The organism is Kitasatospora sp. NPDC091257, assembly GCF_044757675.1.
Taxonomy (GTDB): Bacteria; Actinomycetota; Actinomycetes; order Streptomycetales; family Streptomycetaceae; genus Kitasatospora; species Kitasatospora lactacystinica.
Genome location: NZ_JBIVVI010000066.1, coordinates 1 through 15,085, shown reverse-complemented (window position 1 = coordinate 15,085; position 15,085 = coordinate 1). Strand labels below are relative to the sequence as shown.

General features: G+C 74.3%; 18 protein-coding genes and 2 pseudogenes. 10 read left to right on the top strand and 10 right to left on the bottom strand.

Going from position 1 to position 15,085, the window contains the following annotated elements:
• Positions 1-73: 73 nt before the first annotated feature.
• Complete coding sequence (locus ACIQOV_RS05240; protein ID WP_401045086.1) at positions 74-922, bottom strand: SDR family oxidoreductase; 849 nt, start codon at positions 920-922, stop codon at positions 74-76.
• 92 nt (positions 923-1,014) lie between these two features.
• Here ACIQOV_RS05240 and ACIQOV_RS05235 point away from each other — a divergent pair, with 92 nt between their 5' ends.
• Positions 1,015-1,407, top strand: a complete 393-nt coding sequence (locus tag ACIQOV_RS05235) for a winged helix-turn-helix transcriptional regulator (protein ID WP_401045083.1) — start codon at positions 1,015-1,017, stop codon at positions 1,405-1,407.
• Positions 1,408-1,554: 147 nt separating this feature from the next.
• Here the strand turns inward: ACIQOV_RS05235 and ACIQOV_RS05230 are convergent, their stop codons facing one another.
• Together ACIQOV_RS05230 and ACIQOV_RS05225 are read right to left on the bottom strand one after the other, a co-directional pair.
• Positions 1,555-1,749: a hypothetical protein gene (locus ACIQOV_RS05230; RefSeq protein WP_401045081.1), complete on the bottom strand. Its 195-nt coding sequence runs from the start codon at positions 1,747-1,749 to the stop codon at positions 1,555-1,557.
• Between the two features lie 215 nt (positions 1,750-1,964).
• A complete protein-coding gene (locus tag ACIQOV_RS05225; RefSeq protein WP_401045078.1) occupies positions 1,965-2,912 on the bottom strand; it encodes an SDR family NAD(P)-dependent oxidoreductase in 948 nt (315 codons plus the stop codon).
• A 234-nt stretch (positions 2,913-3,146) separates the two neighbouring features.
• On the opposite strand from ACIQOV_RS05225, the pseudogene ACIQOV_RS05220 reads away from it, so the two are divergent.
• The 3 genes and pseudogenes from ACIQOV_RS05220 to ACIQOV_RS05210 form a co-directional block, all read left to right on the top strand.
• Positions 3,147-4,013: pseudogene (locus ACIQOV_RS05220) on the top strand (Scr1 family TA system antitoxin-like transcriptional regulator); the annotation flags it as partial.
• A gap of 31 nt (positions 4,014-4,044) precedes the next feature.
• Positions 4,045-4,254, top strand: coding sequence for a DUF397 domain-containing protein (locus tag ACIQOV_RS05215; protein WP_401045075.1), 210 nt, complete (start codon positions 4,045-4,047; stop codon positions 4,252-4,254).
• The gene (locus tag ACIQOV_RS05210) at positions 4,251-4,442 is read left to right on the top strand and encodes a DUF397 domain-containing protein (protein ID WP_401045072.1); all 192 of its coding nucleotides are present in this window, start codon (positions 4,251-4,253) and stop codon (positions 4,440-4,442) included. The genes ACIQOV_RS05215 and ACIQOV_RS05210 overlap by 4 nt, the downstream gene beginning before the upstream one ends.
• A gap of 213 nt (positions 4,443-4,655) precedes the next feature.
• On the opposite strand, the gene ACIQOV_RS05205 is transcribed toward ACIQOV_RS05210, so the two are convergent.
• Both ACIQOV_RS05205 and ACIQOV_RS05200 read right to left on the bottom strand, forming a co-directional pair.
• Positions 4,656-4,880: a holin gene (locus ACIQOV_RS05205; protein WP_401045069.1), complete on the bottom strand. Its 225-nt coding sequence runs from the start codon at positions 4,878-4,880 to the stop codon at positions 4,656-4,658.
• A 193-nt stretch (positions 4,881-5,073) separates the two neighbouring features.
• Positions 5,074-6,087, bottom strand: a complete 1,014-nt coding sequence (locus tag ACIQOV_RS05200; RefSeq protein WP_401045067.1) for a questin oxidase family protein — start codon at positions 6,085-6,087, stop codon at positions 5,074-5,076.
• 201 nt (positions 6,088-6,288) lie between these two features.
• Here ACIQOV_RS05200 and ACIQOV_RS05195 point away from each other — a divergent pair, with 201 nt between their 5' ends.
• The 3 genes and pseudogenes from ACIQOV_RS05195 to ACIQOV_RS05185 all read left to right on the top strand — a co-directional run bounded on the left by ACIQOV_RS05195 (position 6,289) and on the right by ACIQOV_RS05185 (position 8,256).
• Positions 6,289-6,909 (top strand): hypothetical protein, encoded by a 621-nt coding sequence (locus ACIQOV_RS05195; RefSeq protein WP_401045064.1) that lies wholly within the window; start codon positions 6,289-6,291, stop codon positions 6,907-6,909.
• A gap of 435 nt (positions 6,910-7,344) precedes the next feature.
• Positions 7,345-7,639: pseudogene (locus tag ACIQOV_RS05190) on the top strand (WhiB family transcriptional regulator).
• A 113-nt stretch (positions 7,640-7,752) separates the two neighbouring features.
• Positions 7,753-8,256 (top strand): hypothetical protein, encoded by a 504-nt coding sequence (locus tag ACIQOV_RS05185; RefSeq protein WP_401045062.1) that lies wholly within the window; start codon positions 7,753-7,755, stop codon positions 8,254-8,256.
• Between the two features lie 157 nt (positions 8,257-8,413).
• Here ACIQOV_RS05185 and ACIQOV_RS05180 read toward each other — a convergent pair whose 3' ends face one another.
• The gene (locus tag ACIQOV_RS05180; RefSeq protein ID WP_401045060.1) at positions 8,414-8,803 is read right to left on the bottom strand and encodes a bleomycin resistance protein; all 390 of its coding nucleotides are present in this window, start codon (positions 8,801-8,803) and stop codon (positions 8,414-8,416) included.
• Between the two features lie 37 nt (positions 8,804-8,840).
• Complete coding sequence (locus ACIQOV_RS05175) at positions 8,841-9,287, bottom strand: anthrone oxygenase family protein (RefSeq protein WP_401045059.1); 447 nt, start codon at positions 9,285-9,287, stop codon at positions 8,841-8,843.
• Positions 9,288-9,378: 91 nt separating this feature from the next.
• Between ACIQOV_RS05175 and ACIQOV_RS05170 the strand changes: the two genes are divergently transcribed.
• Positions 9,379-9,957: a TetR/AcrR family transcriptional regulator gene (locus ACIQOV_RS05170; RefSeq protein WP_401045057.1), complete on the top strand. Its 579-nt coding sequence runs from the start codon at positions 9,379-9,381 to the stop codon at positions 9,955-9,957.
• A gap of 110 nt (positions 9,958-10,067) precedes the next feature.
• Here ACIQOV_RS05170 and ACIQOV_RS05165 read toward each other — a convergent pair whose 3' ends face one another.
• The gene (locus ACIQOV_RS05165) at positions 10,068-10,631 is read right to left on the bottom strand and encodes an EF-hand domain-containing protein (protein ID WP_401045054.1); all 564 of its coding nucleotides are present in this window, start codon (positions 10,629-10,631) and stop codon (positions 10,068-10,070) included.
• A gap of 302 nt (positions 10,632-10,933) precedes the next feature.
• Between ACIQOV_RS05165 and ACIQOV_RS05160 the strand changes: the two genes are divergently transcribed.
• Positions 10,934-11,698 carry a hypothetical protein gene (locus ACIQOV_RS05160; protein ID WP_401045053.1) on the top strand — a complete coding sequence of 255 codons (765 nt, stop codon included), beginning with the start codon at positions 10,934-10,936 and terminating at the stop codon, positions 11,696-11,698.
• 301 nt (positions 11,699-11,999) lie between these two features.
• Here ACIQOV_RS05160 and ACIQOV_RS05155 read toward each other — a convergent pair whose 3' ends face one another.
• Complete coding sequence (locus ACIQOV_RS05155; RefSeq protein WP_401045052.1) at positions 12,000-12,503, bottom strand: cupin domain-containing protein; 504 nt, start codon at positions 12,501-12,503, stop codon at positions 12,000-12,002.
• 129 nt (positions 12,504-12,632) lie between these two features.
• Positions 12,633-13,097: a MarR family transcriptional regulator gene (locus ACIQOV_RS05150; RefSeq protein WP_401045049.1), complete on the bottom strand. Its 465-nt coding sequence runs from the start codon at positions 13,095-13,097 to the stop codon at positions 12,633-12,635.
• A 141-nt stretch (positions 13,098-13,238) separates the two neighbouring features.
• Here ACIQOV_RS05150 and ACIQOV_RS05145 point away from each other — a divergent pair, with 141 nt between their 5' ends.
• Positions 13,239-14,795 (top strand): alpha/beta hydrolase, encoded by a 1,557-nt coding sequence (locus ACIQOV_RS05145; RefSeq protein ID WP_401045047.1) that lies wholly within the window; start codon positions 13,239-13,241, stop codon positions 14,793-14,795.
• Positions 14,796-15,085: the final 290 nt, after the last annotated feature.

Here is a 15,085-nt window from a genome sequence, read left to right as displayed (position 1 = left end):
CCCCGACCCCCGGCCCCCGAGCACCGGTCCGTACCTCGGCGTCGGCCCGCAGGCGGGGGTCCGAAGACGGGCCTCAGCGGAAGGCGGCGATGTTGCGGGCGGCCCAGGCGGAGAAGGGGCGCGGGGCGCGGCCCAGGACCCGCTGGACGTCCGGACTGATGCGCAGTTCGGCCGGGTTCGGCGCGCCGAGGATGTCCAGGGTGTCCTCGGCGAGCTCCGCCGGCATGGCCCGGCTCATGGCGGCCCCGGCCTCGGCGCGGGTGAGCTCGTGGAACCGTACCGGCGAGCCCAGCGCGTCGGCGATCGCGGCCGCCTGGCGGCGCGGCGTGATCACCTCGGGGCCGGTCAGCTGGTACACGCCGCCGGCGTGCCGGTCGTCCAGCAGACAGGCCGCCGCGACCGCCGCGATGTCCGCCGGGTCGACGATCGGCACGCCGACATCGCCGAAGGGCGCCGCGACGAGCCCCTGCGCACGGACGGACTCGGCCCACCAGAGGGCGTTGGAGGCGAAGCCGCCCGGCTGCAGGATCGCCCACTCCGGACCGGATTCCCGCAGCGTGTCCTCCAGTTCGCGCATCGCGATCCGGGTCGGCCCGAAGGGCCTGGTCACCACGCCCTGACTGGAGAGCAGCACGATCCGCCGGACCCCGGCGGCCGCGGCCTCGCCGATGAGGCCGGCGGGGTTGCCCCCGGCGGCGTGCAGGTCGCCGGAGAGCAGCAGGAAGAGCGCCGACGCCCCGGTCAGCGCGGGCCCGAGCCTGGCCGGGCCGGCCGGCCCGGCCAGGTCGGCCGCCAGATGGCGGACCCCGTTCGGCACCGCCGCCGGGTGCCGCGACACCGCCGTCACCTGCTGCCCCGCCTCGGCCAGCGCCCGCGTCAACGGCCGTCCGATGTTCCCGGTCGCTCCGGTCACCACGATCATGATCAGCTCCTCGTCGAATGTCCTCGGTGGCTCCGACGTTAGGAGGACGGGCTAACTCCCGGTAAGGACATACCTGGAGGTAAGCTCATGGCATGGCGGGAGGGGTGCAGCACAGAGGGACCGGGGCAGGCAGCCGGTATGACGTGTTTCACACCGACTGCCCCGCGCGCGACATGGTCGACCACGTCACCAGTCGGTGGGGCGTCTGGGTGCTGATCTCCCTGCGGAGCCGCGACCTGCGCTTCTTCGAGCTGCGCGAGAGCATCCGCGGCATCAGCGAGAAGATGCTCGCCCAGAGCCTGCGGGCGCTGGTCCAGGACGACCTGGTCTGGCGGAAGGTCGCGCCGACGACGCCGCCTCAGGTCACGTACGGGCTGACCGAGTTCGGCCACGAGGTGAGCGAGCCGCTGACGGAGCTGTTCGACCGGATCACCCGACGGCTGCCGGCGGGCGGCGGCGGGGACCAGAACCTGCCCGACCACTGATCCCGCAGCCGGTCGAGGCGGGTCGACGGACCGGCGTGGGAGCGGATGGAGCCCTTCTGGCCCGCCGGCTCCGCGCGGAGAGCGCCGGAGGCTCTCAAGAACCCTCTGGAGAGGGGCCGTTCGCCCCCTCCCCAGCCGTGTGCTCGTTCAGGTCCCGCTGACGACGGACCATCGGGTGACGGAGAAGTACTGCTGGTCGATCTCGCCCTCGGCGTCCACGGTCCGGCCGGCCAGGTGGTTCATGCTGCCCGGCTCGAAGGGGTTCTCTCCGGGGACGCGCACGACGTCGTCGTGTCCGCCGCCGTGGAGCACCAGGGCGTCCCGCTCGCTCTTGGAGCCCACGGCGAGGGACGTCCGTCCGCGCACACGTTCCGCGAGGCAGCGGCGAGAGGTTTGTGCACTGACTCACAGCCTGGCAAGGGGCGAACGGCGCTGCATCTCGACCTTCACCGCTTCGCGGGCCGACGTTCGCGGAGCCGGCCCGCCACGCCCTTCTCATGTGGTCGCCTCGCCCCGGGCCCGTTGATCACGACCACGCACGTGCCCCGGGACTCCTCTCACACGGCGGGCGTCGGGTCGTGACCGGTCAGCTCGCGGCTGGCCGCCCACAGCCGCGCGGCGGTCGCGGTGTCGGCCAGGTGGCCCCAGAGCGGCTCGGCCCTGGGCTCACCGCGCAGCCCGAACGCGCGGGGGCTCCACATCTGCCCGCCGCGCACGGCCGGGTCGAGCACGGCCCGGACGGCGGGCCACGCGGCGGCGTCCTTGCCCTGGACGACCAGCCCGAGCGGCAGGTGGCGCAGCCGCTCGCCGGTGGTGCGGACGTGGACCGGCGGGCGCGAGGGGGTGAGGGAGTCGAGCGCGCCGCCGGGGTGGACGAGCACGCTCAGCGTCGTGCTGCCGGCGGCGCGCAGACGGCGGTCGAGTTCGAGGGCGAAGAGCATCTGGGCCAGCTTGGAGCGCGCGTAGGTGCGCTTGGGCCGGTAGTCGCGCGTGCTCTGGAGGTCGTCGAGGTCCAGGCGTTCGGACTTGGCGGCGAAGCTTCCGGTGGTGACGATCCGGCTCCCGGGTGCGGCCGCGAGCAGGGGTGCCAGGTGGTGGGTCAGCGCGAAGTGCCCGAGGTGGTTGGTGGCGAACATCAGCTCGTGCCCGTCGACGGTTTCGCGGCGCGGAGGATGGTCGAGCGCCACGCCGGCGTTGTGGACGACCGCGTGGAGGCGGTCCAGGGCCAGGGCGTCCACGGACGGGCCGAGCGAGGCGAGGTCGGCGAGGTCCAGCGGCAGGTGCCGCACCCTGGCGCCGGGGACGCGCGAGGCGATGGAGGCGATGGCGGCTTCGGCCTTCGCCCGGTCGCGGCTGCCGAGGACCACCGTGGCGCCGGTGGCGGCGAGTTGCTCGGCGACGAAGTACCCGATGCCCGCGTTGCCGCCGGTGACCAGGACGTTCTTCCCCTCGGCGCGGGGCAGCCGGTGGACGTCCCACGGCGGGTTGTGGGGCAGGGAGGGCATGGCGGGCTCCTGGAACTCGGAGTGGGCTGGTGGTGGTTCCCAAGATCCCGGAGGCCACTCACATCCCACCGGCAGCCCACCGTCCGCGCTGTCGGCCGACCGGCACCGGCCGGACCCGGCGCGCGCGAGAAGTCGGCGGGGTCGACTTCTCGCGCGGGGCACAGGGCGCGTGATGGGGGCGTGCGGCGTGACGCTGCGCAAGCAAAAGATCGCTTTCCGGTGCTGCCGGCCGGAATGCGGGGGTTACGGTGGCGTCCGAATACACGTGTTGGGCACGTGGCGCGAGAGCTGGGGGCAGTGGTGGCACAGCGGAAGATCAAGCGGGGACCGACGGCGAGCTCCGCGATCATGTTCGGCGAAGAGATCCGCTACGCGAGGGAGTTGGCGGGCTACACCCAGGAGGACCTGGGAAAGCTCCTGCACCTCGACCGGACGGTGATCTCGCGGACCGAGAGCGGGCGGCGGAAACCCACGATCGAGGAAGTCGAGGAGCTCGACCGGCTGCTGAACACCGGCGGGCTGCTGAAGCGGCTGTACGACCGGGTCGACTGGAGCGCGCAGATCGAGCATCCGGACTGGTTCCAGACCCATGCCGACTCGGAAGCCGAGGCGGTCGGGGCCCACGTGTTCCAGACCGACTACATGTTTGGGCTGCTTCAGTGTCGGGACTATGCCCGAGCGATGTTCGAGGCAAGCGGGACTGATGAACGCCCCGAAGTGATCGAAGAGCGAGTCGTGGCAAGGCTCGCACGGCAGAAGCGGTTCCTTGTCGAGGACGGGCCTCAGATGGTGGTCCTCCTGGACGAGAGCGCCATTCGATCGGTGGTCGGCGGACCGAAGGTGATGGTGCGGCAGATGCAGCACCTGCTCGACATCGCCCGACGCGAGAACATCGTGATTCAGGTGGTGCCGTTCACTGCTCGGGCGACGATCATCAATACCTCGATGGTCCTTCTGGAGATGCCGGATGGTCGGCACTCGGTGTACTCGGAGAGCCTTGACAGGGGCAGCCCCTGCGACGAACCGACCGTCGTCTCCGGGCACCGCCGCCGCTATGATCGCCTCCGTGGCGATGCGCTCACAGCGAGCGAATCGCTGGTGCTGATCGCCGAGGCGCTGGAAGGTTTCAAAGATGATGCGGAACAAGCTCGACGCGGCCAGCTGGCGCAAGAGCAGCTACAGCGGTACGAACGGCGGCAACTGCGTCGAAGTGGCCCCCGGATTCCCCGGCCTCGTCCCCGTACGTGACTCCAAGGACCCCCATGGCCCGGCCCTCGTCTTCCCGGCCGCCGCCTGGGACTCCTTCATCACCGCAGTCCGCGAGGGCAAGTTCCTGGCGTGATCCCGACCTGGCGTAAGAGCAGCTACAGCGGTACGAACGGCGGCGACTGCGTCGAGGTGGCCTCCGGCCTCCCCGGCCTCGTTCCCGTACGTGACTCCAAGGACCCTCACGGCCCGGCGCTCGTCTTCCCGGCCGCCGCCTGGGACTCCTTCATCACCGCCATCCAGGGAGACGAGTTCCCGGGTTAGGCCCTGCTCCCCCGGTTCCCCTCCCCGTGCCGGCCGACCGCGCGGCGGCGGCCGGCACGCCAGAGCTCACTCGGCACGAAGCGCGCGCCCGCGGTGCGATCGGGTGGTCGAGTCCCTGCGCGGATCGACCTGTTGCCGGACAAGCCGACCCCGGGTGCGGGCCGCAACACCGGGTTGCGGCCCGCACGCCGAAAAAACCGCCTGCCGGCCCCGCTACTCGCGGGGGCGGCCCAGCAGGGCGGCCGAGGTCGAGTCGCCAACGCGGGTCGCCACCGCGCCCTTGAGCACGGTCAGTGCGGCCGGCAGCGCCGCGACCGCCGCCGCCTTGAGTGAGCTGATCGACGTGAGGTCGAACTTGTCGGCCAGCAGCAGGCCGAGGAACGCCGCGGCGTACGTGGCGACGGTGCGCTCGACCAGATCGAGGATGAACTTCCGCATGGTCAGGACTCCTTCGCGGTGGAGGCGGTGAGGTGCCGGTCTGTGCGCGACGGTCGCGCGGGCGTCGGGGTCGGCGTTCGGCAGGAATGCGGCAGGCGCCGTCGGGGAGTTGCCGCCCCTCATGTACACGTTCACGCCGTCGATTCCGACGACGGGCCCGGCGGGCGATTCCGGCGGCCCCGCGCCGTACGCCTCATCCCAGCGGGGTGCTCAGCTCCATGGCGCGCAGGGCCGCCGCCAGGGCCGGTGCGTCGCCGACGTCCAGGGCGGTGTCCGTCAGCTTGATGACGTGCTCGTCGCCGTGCGCCAGCGCCCGCTCGAAGACCTCCTCGGGGGTGAACGCGCCGGGCGGGACGTACGCGACCGGCGCGGCGGGCGCGTACATCGCCGTGACCGCCGCCGAGGCCGTCCAGGCCGCCCGCAGGCTCGCCGGCCACAGCGCCCGCGGGAGCGCGGGCAGTGTGCGCAGCACGGCGTTGGGGGCCGTGGCCGCGTGGACGAGCATCGTCTCCTCGCCGTGGCCGTGGGTGGCGTAGCGGTGGGTCGCCGCCCGCACCAGTTCGGCGAGGCGGCGGGGCACCTCCTCCGGTCGGGGCGCCTCGGCCCCGGCCCACACCGGCAGGGCGGTGACGCGGTCGAGCCTCGCCGGGAAGCCTCCGTCCTGGACGGCGACGGCCGGCACCGCGTCGAGGGCGGCGGCCGCGTCGAGAGCGGCGGGCAGGTTTGCGGGCGTCGCGACGGTCCGGTGGCGGGCCGCCCAGTAGCCCAGGCCGTGGGCGAGTTCCGCCAGGCGCGGCCCGGTGGCCTCGCCGGCCAGCAGCGTGCGCACCGCGTGGCCCACCCGGATCACCGGGTGCGTCGACCCGCCGTACAGGCCGGGCAGCAGCCGCGGCCACCACCGGGCCAGCACCTCGCGCCAGGGACGCTCGGCGACCTCCCGCTCGAAGTGGCCGATCCAGTCGGCCGCACGCCTCGGATCGCCCAGCGCCGTACGCCAGTTGGCGTCCGTCACCGGCTCGACGCGGGGCGGGAGGTCCTCCAGCTTGCGCGCGTAGAGGTCGAGCCAGCGGTGCACCGACGGCGCCTGTCCGTGGGCGGTGAGGGCCTCGGCGGCCATCGGCGCGTGGTTGGTGAGCCGTCCGAGCCGCTCGGGCCCGCAGGTGTGCAGTCGTTGGAGCGCTTCGTCCAGAATCCCTGTCGTGTCCACGGGTAAGGACCGTAGGCGGCGGGCCTGGGCGGCGTAACGGGCTGGAGTCCTAGGCCCGGCGCGGGGCCGCCCACCGGCCCCGCGTGGACACCTGCCGGGGGACCGTCGAGGATGGACGCGGCGGGTGTCCCCGCCGGGCGTGCGAGGAGGAGCGATGGATCCGCTGCGCGGGGCCCGGGCCCGTCGCCCGGTGACGGCCCGGTGACCGCCCCGGGGCCTGCGGGCCCGCGCCGGCTGCGGTTCGACGGCTGGATCGCCGGCATCGGCACGGCCTCCGGCACGCGCGTGGTCGTGGGGCACTGGGCGGCCTCGCCGTTCGGGCCGTTCTCCGACGTGATGGTCGAGCACGCCGACGGGACCCGGCTCCTGCTGGCGCCCACCGGGCGGACGGCGGAGTTCATCGCCGACACGTACGCCTTCGACCGGGTGCGGGTCGTACCGGTCGCGGTGCGGCGGGGCGCGACGCGCTGGCGGGTCACGGCGGGCCCGCTCGACCTGCGCTTCACCACCGGGCGGCGCGGCATCCTGGGGCTCGCGCTCAGGACGGTGCCCGGCCCGGTCGCGGCCCGCCCCGCCTGGACCGTGGTGACGGACCCGCTCGCCCGGCTGCTGCTCGGCGTGCGGACCCGGGGCACCGCGGGACGGGGTCGGCGCGAGTGGTACGGCGTCCGCGACCTCCACGCGGTCACCGCGGTGAGCGCCGTGCTCGACGGCCGGGGGCTCGGCCCGCTCGCGCCGGTCGCACCGGTGCGGTTCGGCTTCGGTTCCACCCCGCGGCGGCCCTCACTCGTCCGCGTCACGACCACCGTGGCCACGCGCTGACGCACCGTCGCACGGAGTGGCGCGGAGGCCCGGACGCGGCGGCCACCACAGGCTCTTGGCGGCCGGGAGGTTCGGCCGGGAGGTTTGGCCGGCCGGATCGGGGTGAGACGAGGAGCGGGTCGGCAGCGGGCGGCCCGGACCGCGTCCCCTCCCCTCTGGACGGCCGTCCGGGCCCGCCGTCCGAGCCCGCTGCCGATGGCTCAGAGCCCGGCCACCGTGACGACCGCACCGGCGGCCGGGCGTCCGCCGTCCTCCTACCGGCGCCGCGGCCCGTCCGGGACCTCGGACGGAAACCCGGACGGGAGCCGGACCGGGTTCCGAACGGCCCCGCCGGGATCCCGGCCGAAATCCCGGCGGCGTCCCGGGCATGCACCCCGCGGATCGGGACAGACGAGCGAACGGCAACCGACCGACCCGTCCGGAAGGAGTCTTTCCGTGACCGACATCCAGCGCCTCCCCGGAGCCCTCGAACACCACTGGTCCTGGCAGTTGGAGGGAGCCTGCCGCACCGTCGACAGCAGTGTCTTCTTCCACCCGGGCAACGAGCGCGGCGAGGCAGCGCGAGCAGGCGGCGAAGTCGGTGTGCGCGCGCTGCCCGGTCGCCCTGGAGTGCCGCCGGTACGCCCTGGCCGTGCGCGAGCCCTACGGGGTGTGGGGCGGGCTGACCGAGGAGGAGCGCCGCGTCCTGCTCTCCCGCCGGCGCACCCGGCCCGCCCCGGCGGCCGCATGACACGGACCCGCCCGATCGGCTCCGCGCCCCGCCCGACTCCGTGACCCCGCCCGACTCCGCGACCCCGCCCGACTCCGCGACCCCGCCCGGGCCGTGGCGGCTATCGTCGGCCCATGAGGGACCTGATCCACCGGGGCTGGCCGCTGCCGCTGGCCGGCGCGGTGCTCGCGCTGCTGGTGCTCGTCCTGAGCCTGTCCGGCATGCTCGCCCAGCACCGGGCGGCGGACCGCATCGACGCCTCGCCCCTGCGCGTGGACGCCACGATCAGCGCCGAACGGCAGCGGGAGAAGAGCGGGGTGGAGTACACCGTCACGTACCGGGTCGGTGGGCGCGAGTACAGCACGGCCTCGCTCAGGGTCAGGGCCGCCGTCCCCCACCCGGCCGTCGGCGTGACCGTTCCCCTGGAGGTGGCCGCGGACCACCCGGCGACGGCCCGCGTGCTGGGCACTCACTACCCCGACGACGACCTGCCCGACACCCAGCTGCTCATCGCGACGTTCTCCGCCATGGCCCTGCCGACCTGCCTCTGGTTCCTCGTCAGCCGCCTGCGGGCCCGCTCCCGCACACCGGCCCCGGCCCCGGCCCCGGTCCCGGGGAGCGCGCCCGCGCACCCGTGACCGCGCACCCGTGACCGGGCGCGCGCGGACGGGCCGCCGTACGGACCTCGCCGCGGGAGCCCCCGGCCGTGACGAACCGCGGGCCGGGCGGGGACCGGACCCCGGCGGAGGCGCCCGGCTCCGCGCCCGTGCCAACTCCGCGCGGGGAGGCCGGGCCCTACCGGGGACCGCGCGGGCTGCCGATCCGCAGCAGGTTGCCGCTGCGGTCGACCAGGGCGAACTCCCGCATCCGGTAGGCGGTGTCGACGGGCTCGGTCAAGCGGCTGCCGGTGGCCGGGTCGGTGGGCACGCCGAGCCGGGCCCAGTCGCGGTGCAGCGCGTCCGCGTCCCGGACCTGCAGGTAGCAGCCGCCGGCGGTGGACAGCGGGTCCACCCCGGGGTCGTGGCGGAAGTGCAGTTCCACCGTGCCCCGGACGAGGATCAGGTAGCCGCTCTCACCGCCTTCGCCATCCCAGCGCCCGCGCGGCTCGAAGCCCAGGCGGGCGTAGAACTCCTCGGTCTCGTCCAGGTCCCGGCTCGGCAGGACCGGCACCGCGTACTCGTCCATGGCGCCACCGTAGGCCACGCCCCTGACAGTCGCGGGCTCAGACGAGGGCGGTGACGAGCAGGGTGAAGGCGGCGACGATGACGGCGACGCGGACGTAGTGGAAGCGGTCCCAGCGGTTCATCTGCTGCTTCCAGTCGGCAGGCCGGTTCTCGGGGGTCCACGTCCTGCCCCGGTTGTTGATCGGGACGAGCAGCAGGATCGACATGATCACGCTGACGATCAGCAGCGCCCCGGCGACGACGACCAGTCCGGCGCCGGGGCGGTGCCATCCGGCGACGGCCCACACCGCGCTGAGGGCGAGCGAGCCGAAGTACCAGAACGGCATCAGGGCGCCGAGCATCCGTCCTCCGTGGGCGCGGCCGAGCTGGCCGCTGTCCTCGGGGAGTGCGTCGAGGATCCGGCTGATGACGAAGGCGACGGAGAACTCCACCCCCACCATCAGGCCGACGACCACGGTGGTGAAGACCTCAAGTGCGTCGAGCATGGTGACCCCTCCGGGAATCTAGCGCTGCTAGCTGATGTGGCAACGCTAGTACTGTCGCCGCTCGATTGTCTAGCAGTGCTAGAATCGACTCATGTCGGTACAGGAACGCAAGCAGCGCGAACGGGCGGACCGCGAGCGCCTCATCGTGGCCACGGCCCGCGAACTCGCCGAGCAGCAGGGCTGGGACGCGGTCACCACCCGCCGGCTCGCCGAGCGCATCGAATACAGCCAGCCCGTCCTCTACAGCCACTTCCGCGGCAAGCGCGAGATCATCGGCGCCGTCGCCCTCGACGGCGCCGCCGAGATGGCCGCGGCACTGCGGGCCGCGACCGCCGCCGCGAACGGCCCCCGCGCCCGGGTCACCGCCCTCGCCCGCACCTACCTCGACTACGCCGAACACAACCCGGCGGTCTACGACGCCATGTTCCGGCTCGACGGCGGCCTGGCGTTCGCCCGCGAGGACACCCCGGAGCCGCTGAAGGACGCCTTCGCCGCCCTGCTGGAAAGCCTCGCCGAGGTCGCCGGGGACGGCGTCCACCCGGCGCTGTTCACCGAGACCTTCTGGGCGGCCCTGCACGGGCTGGCCACCCTCACCCGGGCCGGACGGCTGCCGCCGGAGGACACCAAACGCAGGGTGGAACTGCTGGTGGAGCGGCTCGCCGTGGTCTGACACACCGTCGCGGCGGGCGGCCGGCGCCTCGCCTACCGGCCCCGCCCGCCCCGCCCCGGGCGTGCGGTGCCCATCGGTCACGTCCCGCTACGCGCCCCCGGGGCGCCCGGCTACCGGGCCCGGAGCGGGTGCTCGCCCGCCCACCAGGTGCCGGGGACCTCGGGGTCGCGGCTGGTCCAGTACTCCACGATCGCGCCGACGAACTCCTCGCGGGACAGCACGCCGTCGCCGTTGCTGTCCAGGTGGCGGAAGGCGGCGTCGGCCCGGTCGCGGCCGAGGCGGGGGAAGTGGCTGTGGTGGAAGGCGTAGAACTCCTCGGGGTCGACCGTCCCGTCGCCGTCGGCGTCGGCGATGGACAGGAAGACCTCGGCGAGCCGGCCGACCGTCGCGGCGGCGGCCCGCGGGTCGTCGGCCAGGGTCAGGGTGGAGGCGATGAAGTCGTCGCGGCCGATCTCGTCCGCGCCGCCGGCGTGGGGCTGGTGAAGGTCGCGCCAGATGGTGACGTAGGCGTCGATGATCGCCTGTTCGGCGGCGGAGCCGGGCTCGTGCCCGAGCGCGCGGGCGGAGGCCCGGCCGCACAGGACGTGGTCGTGTTCGGTGAGACGGCCGTCGCCATCGGCGTCGAGGTGGTCGAAGCCGAGGGCGATCTTCGTGGTCAGCAGGTCGTCGTTCACGGGAGCCTCTCTCCGGTGCCGGTGCCGGTGCCGGTGCCGGTGCCGGGGGCGGGGGCGGGCGGTCGTGATCAGCATCGCGCAGCCGGCCCGCGGATCGCCGCAGCGGCACGGGCCCGTGGCCCGGTCCGCGGCGGGTCTCCGGCCCGGTCCGCGGCGGCTTTCAGGCGGCCGGCGGCGGACGCATTCGGCAACCGGCCGGGCACGGAGGGGAGTTGAGTACGGGTGCGGATTGCGGGGCCGGGTGCGGGCGGGACAGGGTGTGGGGCGCAGACGCGTGTGCGACCCGAGAGGATCCTCTGCTGGTGAAGAAGCTGCTGAAGGACGTGGCCACGAGCCTCGTCCACCTCGTCGTCATGCTGGTGAACCCGGTCCTCAACGGTGTGCAGTCGCTGCGGGCGGTGCACTGGCCCACCGAGCGGCGCAAGCTGAAGCTGGTCGACTCGCGGGCGGCGCGGGCGGCCCGGGTGGCGGAGCGGGAGCGGATCCGGGGACTGGTCGAGGCGCTGGGGGCGGTGGAGGGTGTCGAGCACGTGCTGACCCAGGTCCTGGACCAGTCCACCCTCCCGTCCTCCTACGGCCTGGACCACCCCGGGGACACCCTGCTGGTCTGCCGGATCTACGCCCGCGCCTACTTCGTCGTCCGGGAGGACGTCCTCGATGTCCTGCGGCGGATCGAGGCGGCGGACGTGGTCCGGTGGCAGGCCCACGGCCAGGGGCCGGACCCGGCCGGCAGCCTCGACCACGCGCTGCGCTGGCACCGCAACGGCGGAATCGATGCCGACGGCCGGCGGATGCAGTCCCCCTGCCTGTCCAGCCCCGGCGCGACGCTGACCTGGGACCGGGACGGCATCCCCCACCGGGACCCGATCCCGGCGGGCCCGTACATCAACCGGCTCTACGTGTTCGAGCAGACGCCGGCGGACGTGGACGCGGCGCAGCTGCTGAGCGAGGTCCGCGCGGACGGGCGGGGCGTGGTCCTGGAGCTGGCGTTCGGTGCGAACCGGGTCGGCTACTGCCAGTACCACAAGGTGGCGCGCGGCGGCTTCCTGGGGCGCGGGCGGCTCTGAGCCGGGGGCCTCGGAGGACAGGGGCTCTTCGGACAGCGACCGGACAGCGACCGGGCGGCGCCCGGAGCGGCCGGGAAGGCCGTCCGGGCGCACCTCACCCGTTCAGCCGCGGCTCAGCACTGGGGGCGGCGGCCGTGGTTGGCCCCGCGCCTGGCCCTGGCCTTCTTCTTGCGGCGGCGCTTCGACGACATGGCCACTCCTCTCGCAACCGGGACACCCCCCCCGGGCTACCACCGTTCCACACCCGGGCGGGCCCGGCCCGTCGAGCGGCCCGGACCCGTCGGGCGGCGGCGTGCGGGACTCAGGCGCCGTCGCCCGCCAGGGCCGCCCGCCAGGCCGGGCTGTCCACGTAGTGGTTGTCGAAGCGCTCCGCCGAGGCGGCGATCGCGCCCGGGTCGCTCTCGCCGCGCATGACGCTGCCCAGCAGGCGCAGGTAGTCGAAGCGGTCCATGCCGGGGGTGAACACGCACAGCACGTCGGCCTCGGCGCCGGGGGCGGCGGCGAAGGCGTGCGGGGTGTGCGGGGGCACGGCGAGGAAGTCGCCCGCGCCCAGCACGGAGACCTCCTCGCCGACCAGCACCCGCAGCGAACCGCTGATCACGAAGAACAACTCCCAGGCCCGGGTGTGGAAGTGGGCGGGTGCTCCGGGGGCGCCGGCGGCGAAGGTGGAGCGGTAGACGGTGAAGCCGCCGTCCTCCGGGGCCGAGTCGGCCAGCAGGGTCATGGTGGAGCTCGGGTCGGTGCAGGTCTCGGCCTCGGCGCAGCGGGTCAGGACGGGGGCGGTGGTGTTCTTCGTCGTCGTCATGTGACCAGCCTATGGGTGGAAAGACCGTCGATCGGGTGGCAATCGGCGATCGTTTCCATGGGTCAATTCCCTCCTGCGACCGGCCCGTACCGTCCTGCCGGGGCGGTCGGGGCGGTCGGTCGGGGGCGGTCAGTCGGGGAGGTTGCCGTTGCCGCCCAGGTTCGCCACCATGCGGCGCAGCACGTTGATCGTGGTCACGAACTCGTCGGTGTCGATTCCCTGGTGGGCGCGTTCGCTGATCCTCAGGTTGCGTTCGCGGGCGCGCAGGCGGCCGGCCTCGCCCTCCTCGGTGAGGGTGAGGGCGCCGTCGGCGTCCTCGGTCAGCCAGCCGCGGGCGATCAGGTCGTCGTAGACGGTGTCGAAGGCGATGTCCTGGTCGTCGTAGGGGGTGAGCCGCTCGGTCAGGGTCGTGCGGGTCCATCCGCCGGGGCGGCCGGCCGCGTGGTTGAGCGTCCACCAGTGGGGCTGGGTGAGGCCTTCCACCGCCAGTTGTTCGCGCAGGCCCTCCACCACCAGGCGGCGGAAGACCTCGCCGGTCCATGCCCCGATGGGCTGGGCGGCGATGATGTGCGGTTCGTAGGTCTTGATCGTCATGTCCGGTGCTCCTTCGGCCGATCGACGATCGACTGATCGTCAGGACGCGACCGACCGTAGGACCTCAAGCCGACTTGAGGTCAAGGCGGATCGGCGGGCCGGATCCCCGGTGGTGGCCAACTCCCTTCTAGGCTGGCCGACATGAAGACCGCACCGGCGCTCGCCACCGCCCTCGCCCTGTCCGCGGCCACCGTGCTCACCGCAGCCGTCCCCGCCTCCTCCGCCTCCTCCGCGCCCTCGGCGCCCTTCGCCTCCTCCGCCTTCTCCGCCTTCTCCGCCTCCTCGGCCGGCGCCGATCAGCTGGAGCCCTACCGCCGCCAGCCACTCGCCTGGGCCGCGTGCCAGGAGCCGCAGTTGGCCGCCGCCGGCGCCGAATGCGCCTCCCTGACCGTGCCGTTGGACTACCGCGAGCCGCGGGGCCGCACCCTGTCCCTGGCCGTCTCCCGGATCAGGTCCGCGGACCCGGCCAAGCGCCGGGGCGTCCTGCAGACCAACCCCGGCGGCCCCGGCGATCGCGGGCTGGACATGCCGGTCGCGCTGCGGGAGCAGCTGGCCCCCGGGACGGCGGCGGCCTACGACATCGTCGGCATGGACCCGCGCGGGGTCGGCGCCGGCGGCCCGGACTGCGGCCTGACCCGCGGCACGTGGCTGCGCTCGGCCGGCACCGGCCGGGCGGGCTTCGAGCAGGCCTGGCGCCTGGCCAAGGCCGACGCGGACGCCTGCTGGAACAAGCACCCCGATCTGCTGCCCCACCTGACCACCCGCCACACCGCCCGGGACGTCGACGTGCTGCGCGCGGCGCTGGGCGAGCAGCGGACCTCCTTCTTCGGGCAGTCCTACGGCGCGATGCTGGGCGCGGTGTACGCGCAGCTGTTCCCGCAGCGCGTCGACCGGCTGGTGCTGGACAGCGCCCTGGACCCGGCGCGGTACGGCATGGGGGCGTTCCAGGACATGGCCGGCGCCAACGAGCGTGCCCTGGACGACTTCGCCGCCTGGGCCGCACCGCAGGACGGCGCCTACCACCTGGGCGCCACCCCGACGGCGGTGCGGGCCACCGTCGAGCAGTTGGCGCGCCGGGCCGAGGCGGCGCCGATCGCCGTCGACGGCTTCCGGCTCGACGGGGCCCTGCTGCCGGTGCTGCTCGCGGTCTGCCTGAGCGACGACCGCGACGGCGCCCTGTGCGCGGACGTGCTGCGGCAGTTGCTGGACGCCGCCGACGGCCGGCCGGTCCAGGCGGGCCCGGCCCTGCACCAGCTGCTGACCATGCTCCTCGCCCCGGGCCCGGAGGCCGGCGCCGGCCTGTCGTCCGCCCTCGGCATCCTGTGCGACGACGTGGCGATGCCGCGTTCGGCCCCCTGGTACCGCGACGCCGTCGAGCGCTCCCGCGCCGCCGAACCGCTCTTCGGCCCGGTCTACAACGCCCCCGTCCCGTGCGCCGCTTGGCGCAGCGCCCCGCTGGAGCCGCCCGTCGAGGTCCGCAACGCCGTCCCCGCCCTCCAGCTCCACGCCACCGGCGACACCCACGCGACCTACCAGGGCGCCCTGGCGCTGCACTCCCGCCTGCCCGGCTCCCGCCTGGTGACCGTCCCGGGCCGCGTCCACACCCTCTACCTCAACGCCTACAGCGCGTGCGCGAACGCGGCGGTGGACGCCTACTTGTCCTCGGGGGCGCTGCCGGCCGCGGACACCGTCTGCTGAGCCGATGCGTGTTGCACAGCGGTCCCCCTCGCCCGTTCCTGGAGTTCCGCGTGGGGCGGCTTCCGCCTGACCCTGCTGTCCCGGCCCCGCCGTCCGGCCGTCCCGCTCCTCGGCAGCCCGGCGGTCAGCGCCCTGACCACCGCCCTCGCCCTGCGCCGCTAACCGGCGCCCTCGCGCAGGAGCGCCTCGAAGGCCGTCACCGCCGGCGGCACCCGCTGCCCGCGCCTGGTCACCGTGTACACCTGCCGGACCGGGGTGTCGTCCGGGTGCAGGGGGACGAGGGCGATGCC

Excerpts from the sequence above, each read along its gene's own strand:
- ACIQOV_RS05180 (WP_401045060.1), bottom strand. The coding sequence starts at position 8,803 with ATGGACGAGTACGCGGTGCCGGTCCTGCCGAGCCGGGACCTGGACGAG.
- ACIQOV_RS05185 (WP_401045062.1), top strand. The coding sequence starts at position 7,753 with ATGAGGGACCTGATCCACCGGGGCTGGCCGCTGCCGCTGGCCGGCGCG.
- ACIQOV_RS05150 (WP_401045049.1), bottom strand. The coding sequence starts at position 13,097 with ATGACGATCAAGACCTACGAACCGCACATCATCGCCGCCCAGCCCATC.
- ACIQOV_RS05235 (WP_401045083.1), top strand. The coding sequence starts at position 1,015 with ATGGCGGGAGGGGTGCAGCACAGAGGGACCGGGGCAGGCAGCCGGTAT.
- ACIQOV_RS05240 (WP_401045086.1), bottom strand. The coding sequence starts at position 922 with ATGATCGTGGTGACCGGAGCGACCGGGAACATCGGACGGCCGTTGACG.
- ACIQOV_RS05155 (WP_401045052.1), bottom strand. The coding sequence starts at position 12,503 with ATGACGACGACGAAGAACACCACCGCCCCCGTCCTGACCCGCTGCGCC.
- ACIQOV_RS05145 (WP_401045047.1), top strand. The coding sequence starts at position 13,239 with ATGAAGACCGCACCGGCGCTCGCCACCGCCCTCGCCCTGTCCGCGGCC.
- ACIQOV_RS05215 (WP_401045075.1), top strand. The coding sequence starts at position 4,045 with ATGATGCGGAACAAGCTCGACGCGGCCAGCTGGCGCAAGAGCAGCTAC.
- ACIQOV_RS05170 (WP_401045057.1), top strand. The coding sequence starts at position 9,379 with ATGTCGGTACAGGAACGCAAGCAGCGCGAACGGGCGGACCGCGAGCGC.
- ACIQOV_RS05205 (WP_401045069.1), bottom strand. The coding sequence starts at position 4,880 with ATGCGGAAGTTCATCCTCGATCTGGTCGAGCGCACCGTCGCCACGTAC.
- ACIQOV_RS05175 (WP_401045059.1), bottom strand. The coding sequence starts at position 9,287 with ATGCTCGACGCACTTGAGGTCTTCACCACCGTGGTCGTCGGCCTGATG.
- ACIQOV_RS05225 (WP_401045078.1), bottom strand. The coding sequence starts at position 2,912 with ATGCCCTCCCTGCCCCACAACCCGCCGTGGGACGTCCACCGGCTGCCC.